This is a genomic window from Hyphomonas sp., from assembly GCF_040882205.1.
GTDB lineage: Bacteria > Pseudomonadota > Alphaproteobacteria > Caulobacterales > Hyphomonadaceae > Hyphomonas.
In genome coordinates, this window is sequence record NZ_JBBEBT010000182.1 from 1 (window position 1) to 3,915 (window position 3,915).

Genomic DNA, 3,915 nt, shown 5'->3' on the forward strand with positions numbered 1-3,915 from the left:
CTGGCCATCGAGACACCGGCCGGGATGATCCTGCACACCGGCGACTGGAAGATCGATCCGGAGCCTCTGATTGGCGCGGCGACGGATATCGAAGGACTGACCGCCCTCGGGGATCGGGGCGTGCTTGCCATGGTGTGCGATTCCACGAACGTGTTTGAGAACGGCGAGGCGGGGTCGGAAGATACCGTCCGCAAGGGCCTGATCGAGTTGATCGCGAAACAGACAGGTGCGGTGGCGGTGACGACCTTTGCGTCGAATGTCGCGCGCGTGAAATCCATCATCGAAGCGGCCAACCTCGCGGGACGGGACGTGTGCCTTGTCGGGCGCAGCATGCACAAGATCACCGACGCGGCGAAGGCGGTCGGCATCCTGCCGCCAAACCTCGAATTCGTGGACGAATCCGAGGCGGGCTACCTGCCGCCCGAGAACATTCTCTATCTTTGCACCGGCAGCCAGGGCGAGCCGAACGCGGCGCTGTCGCGGATCGCGCGCGGGGACCACCGCCATGTGTCGCTGAGGCCGGATGATACAGTGATCTTCTCATCGAGATTGATCCCAGGCAATGAAAGCTCTGTCTATGCCATGCAGAACATGCTGGCGGAGCAGGGTATCCGGATCATCACACCGCGCATGGTCGCCGAGCCGATACACGTGTCCGGCCATCCGTGCCGTGATGAACTCCGACGGATGTACCAGTGGGTGCGTCCGCGTGTGTCGATTCCGGTGCACGGCGAGCGCCGGCATATTGTGGAACACGCCGCTTATGCAAAGTCGTTGCAGATTCAATCGGCCCTGACGCCGCGCAATGGCAGCCTGATGCGCCTCGCGCCAGGCGAGCCCGTGATAATCGACGAAGTGCCGGCTGGCCGTCTGATGCTGGATGGTTCGCGACTCGTGCCGGAAGCGGCCGAGGGTCTGATCGAGCGGCGCCGTTTGTCTGTGAGCGGACTGATCCTTGCGACTGTTTGCCTGGATGATTCCGGTGATGTCGTGGACGGTCCCGTGATCGCGGTGAAAGGCCTGTCGGAACTGGATGGCCGGATCGCGGATGAAAGTCTCGAGCCGCTGGATGTGGCCGCGGCGAAGGCGCTCGACGGAATCAAGAAGCGCGACCGCATGGATGATGAAATCGTCGAGAAGGTGGTTGGCCGCGCGTTGCGCAAGGCTTGTGAAATTGAGTTCGGCATTCGGCCGCTCATAGAAGTGATGGTTTTGAGGAGCTGATAGAGCATGAGTGATTTCAAGATTGGCCCCCTGAACCATGTCGGCGTCGCCGTTCCGGATATCGAGCAGGCCTGCGAGACATACCGGTCTCTATACGGTGCGACAGACATAACGACGCCGTTCGACATGCCGGAGCAGGGCGTGAAGGTCTGCTTCGTAAACTTGCCGAACAGCCAGATCGAACTGATCGAACCGCTGAGCGATGCCTCGCCGATTGCCAATTTCCTCAAGAAAAACCCGGCCGGCGGCCAGCACCATGTCTGCTTTGAAGTGGCGGACATCAACGAAGCCGTCACCGAAATGGAAAAGCGCGGCGCTACCGTTCTGGGAAAGCCCCGGATCGGCGCCCACGGGACAATGATCATCTTCGTCCATCCCAGGAATTCGAACGGCGTGCTGGTTGAACTCATGGAATCGCCCAAAGGTCACCACTGATGAGCTGGGCGGGCGTTATCATCGTTTTCGTTCTGGCCTGGTGGATCAGCTTCTTTGCGGTCCTCCCGATTGGCGTAAAAGGGCAGTGGGAGGACGATTCGACGGTGCCGGGCACCGAAGAGGCAGCCCCCAAAAATCCAATGTTGGCCAAGAAGGCGATCTGGGCATCGATCGGGGCTGTCATCGTGACGGTGCTGGCTGCGCTGATCATCCCCCGGCTGCTTGCGCAATAGGCCTTCGACCGGCTAGGTGAGCCCGGAAAGACTGCCCGAAAGAGATCCACCCTATGCGTCTGTCGAACTACTTTTTGCCCGTTTCCAAGGAAGCGCCGGCGGATGCGGCAATCGTGTCGCACCAGCTGATGCTCCGCACCGGCATGATCCGCCAGAACGGTGCGGGCATCTACACCTGGCTGCCGCTGGGCCTGCGCGTATTGAAGCGGATCGAGCAGATCGTGCGCGAGGAAATGGACCGTTCGGGCGCGGTGGAAATGCTGATGCCGACACTGCAGCAGGCGGACCTCTGGCGCGAGTCTGGCCGGTATGAGGCGTATGGTGACGAGATGCTCCGCATCAAGGACCGTCATGACCGCGAGATGCTCTATGGCCCCACCAACGAAGAACTGATCACCGATGTCTTCCGGGCCTATGTGAAGAGCTACAAGCAACTGCCGCTGAACCTGTATCACCAGCAGTGGAAGTTCCGGGACGAGCGGCGTCCGCGCTTCGGCGTGATGCGGGGCCGCGAGTTCCTTATGAAGGATGCCTACTCGTTCGACCTCACCGAGGAGGACGCGCGCAAGGCCTATCGCCGCATGTTCTGCGCCTATCTCAATGCCTTTGACCGGATGGGCCTGACCGCCATTCCCATGCGCGCCGATACCGGCCCCATCGGCGGCGACCTCAGTCACGAGTTCATCATCCTGGCCGACACGGGCGAGAGCGCTGTGTTCTGCGACCGCGAACTTCTGGACATACCGGCGCCGGGCCTCGATCTCGATTTCAATTCGGACCTCGTGCCCATCGTCGAACAGCGGACGCGCTTCTATGCGGCGACCGAAGAGATGCACGACGCAGCGGCCTTCGAGGCGCTGCCGGAAGGGCGGCGCGTTTCCGCGCGCGGCATCGAGGTGGGGCACATCTTTTATTTCGGCACAAAGTATTCGGAGCCGATGAACGCCGTTGTTCAGGGTCCGGACGGTCAGATGGTGCCGGTTCAGATGGGTAGCTATGGCATCGGTGTATCGCGCCTTGTCGGCGGTATCATCGAGGCTAGCCACGACGCGAATGGCATTATCTGGCCGGATGCGGTCGCGCCGTTCCCCGTCGGTATCATTAACATGCGCGCCGGTGACGCGGCTTGCGATCAGGCCTGCGAGACACTCTATGCGCAGTTTGCCAAAGCCGGAATTGAAGCGCTCTACGATAACTCGGACGACCGCGCGGGCGCCAAGTTCGCGCGCATGGATCTGATCGGCCTGCCCTGGCAGATCATTGTCGGCCCGAAAGGACTGGAGAAAGGCGTTGTCGAACTGAAACGCCGCAAGACCGGCGAGAAAACCGAACTTTCGCTTGAAGAAGCCGTCCGGAGGATCGCTCCGTGAGCAATGGCGGCGCGGCGGCGTCTGTTCCCTTCGGCCGGCTGGAGCGGACGCTGGCGCTGCGTTACCTGCTTGCCCGGCGTGAGCATGGCGGCGCGAGCCTGATTGCCATCATATCCTTCGTCGGCATCTTCTTTGCTGTCGCAGCGCTGATTATCACCATGTCGATCATGAGTGGCTTCCGCGCGACCCTGCTGGACGCGCTGCTGGGCGGCGAACCGCACATCGCGGCAGCAGTTGACGGTATGCCCCAGGATGAGGCGTCCGAGATCGCCAGGGTCATCGCGCGGACGCCGGACGTGCTGAGCGTGTCGCCCTACATCGAGCAGTTCGTGCTGCTTTCAGCAAACGGTGTACGCACCGGCGGCGTGGTGCGTGCCATTCCGCCGGCGGACCTTGCGACCATGCCGATCTTCAAGGATGGCGGCGCCGCCGCCATTGCCGGCGGGTTCGGTGAGGGCCGCAATGGTGGCAATGTCATTATGATTGGCCAGTATCTTGCGGCCAATCTCGGGCTTGGTATTGGCGATCAGGTGGAAGTGGTCACCTCGCAGATGCGGTCGGGCCCGATTGGGCAGACGCCGATCAGCAAGTCCTACATGGTGGGCGACATCTTCCGTACCGGGAGCGCCCAGCTCGACAATGTCTATTTGTTC

5 protein-coding genes are annotated in these 3,915 nt (G+C 61.6%); all 5 read left to right on the forward strand.

The genetic code is table 11. The annotated features are described in order from the left end of the window. The coding region (locus tag WEA77_RS07355) for a ribonuclease J (RefSeq protein ID WP_368067217.1) at nt 1-1,224 on the forward strand (1,224 nt) is incomplete at its 5' end. A gap of 6 nt (nt 1,225-1,230) precedes the next feature. Then, complete coding sequence (gene mce, locus WEA77_RS07360; RefSeq protein ID WP_368067218.1) at nt 1,231-1,659, forward strand: methylmalonyl-CoA epimerase; 429 nt, start codon at nt 1,231-1,233, stop codon at nt 1,657-1,659. Then, nucleotides 1,659-1,892, forward strand: a complete 234-nt coding sequence (locus tag WEA77_RS07365) for a DUF1467 family protein (RefSeq protein ID WP_368067219.1) — start codon at nt 1,659-1,661, stop codon at nt 1,890-1,892. The genes mce and WEA77_RS07365 overlap by 1 nt, the downstream gene beginning before the upstream one ends. Before the next feature lie 53 nt (nt 1,893-1,945). Next, entirely contained in the window at nt 1,946-3,262 is a 1,317-nt protein-coding gene (proS, locus tag WEA77_RS07370) for a proline--tRNA ligase (RefSeq protein WP_368067220.1), read from the forward strand. Beyond that, nucleotides 3,259-3,915: ABC transporter permease (locus WEA77_RS07375; RefSeq protein ID WP_368067221.1), on the forward strand; the 657-nt coding region annotated here is incomplete at its 3' end. The genes proS and WEA77_RS07375, both read left to right, overlap by 4 nt.